This window comes from Streptomyces phyllanthi (genome assembly GCF_009377205.1).
Classification (GTDB): domain Bacteria; phylum Actinomycetota; class Actinomycetes; order Streptomycetales; family Streptomycetaceae; genus Streptomyces; species Streptomyces phyllanthi.
On sequence record NZ_VJZE01000768.1, the window covers coordinates 1 to 2,568 of the forward strand.

General features: G+C 70.5%; 1 protein-coding gene and 1 pseudogene. Both read left to right on the plus strand.

What is annotated here, in order from left to right:
• Positions 1-197 (plus strand): annotated as a pseudogene (locus FNH04_RS44600) (hypothetical protein); the annotation flags it as partial.
• A 432-nt stretch (positions 198-629) separates the two neighbouring features.
• Positions 630-2,498 (plus strand): AAA family ATPase, encoded by a 1,869-nt coding sequence (locus FNH04_RS44605; RefSeq protein WP_152791936.1) that lies wholly within the window; start codon positions 630-632, stop codon positions 2,496-2,498.
• Positions 2,499-2,568: the final 70 nt, after the last annotated feature.

A 2,568-nucleotide genomic window follows, 5' to 3' on the forward strand; every position in this document is an offset into this window, starting at 1 on the left:
GGGAGGAGCAGCGGGCGTTCTGGGACGGGTGGGTCGCCGCGGAGCGCCGGCACTTCGCCGAGGACCCCTCCCGGCCGTACGCCGACCTCCTGGTACGGCAGCGCCCGCAGGGATACGAGGTGCTGCCGGGACCTGCGGGGATCGCAGGGCCGACCCTGTTCCTCACTCACCGTGATGGACCATCGGCAGTGTGCTGAACTTGTGAAGACCCTTCCTGAGGAACTTCCCCCAGTGCTCCAACTCGGCTTGACCGGGGGACCGTACAGGTCTTACGTTCTGAATGTGCGGCCATTCGAAGCCGCCGCAGACGCGAAGCCCCCGGTTGTTCCCCCGTGATCGGGGGCTTCGTTCTGCCCTCACCTCCTCTTTTCGGGCGCTCCGGCACACAGTTCGTTCACCCTCGGTCACCGAGTGGAGTCGGCCCTCTCCTCCCCCGCCCCCGAGATACGGCCGTGCGGCACCCTTCGATGGGCGCCCGACCGGCGGGTACGATGCCCTCGGTGCGACTTCGGACGGCTGCAGGCACGCACCGATACAACTCCCGTCCGCGGCACAGCGGTTCGACGAAGGCGGCCACGGGCACCGGCCCGGTGGTGGACCGACCGGGGGCACGGTTTGTGGGGGACGTGATGGACTTCGGCACGCGGGGCCCCGAGGCCCCGGCCGACCTCGCCTGGCTGCGAGGAGTGGACGCCTACACCATGGGCGCCTATCCGCAGGCCGAGGAGGAGTTCCGCGCCGCGGTGCGGATGGATCCCGGGATGGCCGACGGCTGGCTCGGGCTGCACGCGCTGCGGGTGGACACGACGACCGCGCTGCTCAGGATGTTCCGGCACCGGGAGCGCTTCGGGGAGCAGCGCTCCCGCCACCGGCGCACGCTCAACTCCTGGTACTGGCTCGGCTGGTGGGTCCAGCCGGTCCTGGAGAGCCCGCGCGATCTGCTGCTGGCCCATGCCTCGCACTGGCTCGACGGCCGCCATGTCCCTGAGCTGGACCGGGCGCTGGCCGGGCTGCCGCCCGTGGACACCGACCCCCAGGTCCGCTTCCTGCACGCGTGCCGCGCCTATCTGGTCAAGGACTGGGAGCAGCTGGTCCGGAACACGGACCCCTTGCTGAACGATCCCATGCTGGGTATCGAGGCGGGGCTCTTCGGCGGCATGGCCAGGGTCCGCCTGGAGATGTACGGCCAGGCCGAGCCGTTGCTGTCGACCGCGCTGATGCGCTGCCGCAGCGAGCAGCCGCAGCGCAAGGAGCTGCGCTACTGGCTGGCGCGGGCGCACGAGGGTACGGGCCGCTCGGCTGCCGCCCTCCCCCTCTACCGGGCCGTGCACCGGGTGGACCCCGCCTTCATGGACACCTCGGCGCGGCTCGCCGCCATCGCGGAGGGGGACGGGTACGACGACGCGACGGACCTGGCGGCGATCGCGCTCGCGGGAGCCGGACAGGACTTCCTCGACGGGCCGGACGGGGTGGATCCGCTCTTCGGTGCAGAGGGGCGGGATGTGAAGCTGTCGCAGCCCGATCTTCCTCCGCCGGGTGGCCTGCCGCCCGAGACGGCCGACACGGTGGTGCGGGAGAAGGCCGCGGTGCCGGTGCAGCCGCTGCCGGCCGGGCCGACCGATGCGGCGCTGCTGGAGGAGGCGCTTGCCGAGCTGGAGCGCATGGTGGGGCTGGAGCCGGTGAAGCGCCAGGTCAAGGCGTTGTCGGCGCAGCTGAACATGGCGCGGCTGCGGGCGGGGCAGGGGTTACCCGTACAGCCACCCAAGCGGCACTTCGTCTTCTCGGGGCCTTCCGGTACGGGCAAGACCACGGTCGCCCGCATTCTGGGCCGGGTCTTCTACGCGCTCGGGCTGCTGGGTGGTGACCATCTGGTGGAGGCCCAGCGTGCCGATCTGGTGGGTGAGTACCTGGGGCAGACCGCGGTGAAGGCCAACGAGCTGATCGACTCGGCGATCGGTGGGGTCCTGTTCGTGGACGAGGCGTACTCGCTGTCGAACTCCGGGTACGGCAAGGGGGACGCGTACGGCGACGAGGCGCTCCAGGTTCTGCTGAAGCGCGCGGAGGACAACCGGGATCACCTTGTGGTCATCCTCGCGGGCTACCCGGAGGGCATGGACCGGCTCCTGGCCGCCAACCCCGGTCTGTCGTCCCGTTTCACGACCCGGGTCGACTTCCCGTCGTACCGGCCGCTCGAGCTCACTTCCATCGGTGAGGTGCTGGCTGCGGAGAACGGTGACGTGTGGGACGAAGAAGCGCTCGACGAGCTGCGCTCCATCAGTGGTCATGTGGTGGACCAGGGGTGGATCGACGAGCTGGGGAACGGGCGGTTTCTGCGCACGTTGTACGAGAAGAGCTGTGCGTACCGTGATCTGCGGCTCTCGGGGTATCCGGGAATGCCGAGTCGGGACGACTTGTCGACACTCCGGCTTCCTGACCTGATGCAGGCGTACGGGGAGGTTCTGTCGGGGCGGGGGCCGCAGGATCCGTCGGCGATGTGAGCGAGCGGGTGGCTCCGCCGGGGTGGGCCGGGCTTTCCTCGCCCCCGCCGCCCCTAGCTCGTCCCCGTCC

Bases quoted from the DNA above. Each gene is read 5' to 3' on its own strand.
- FNH04_RS44605 (WP_152791936.1), top strand. From the start codon at position 630: ATGGACTTCGGCACGCGGGGCCCCGAGGCCCCGGCCGACCTCGCCTGG.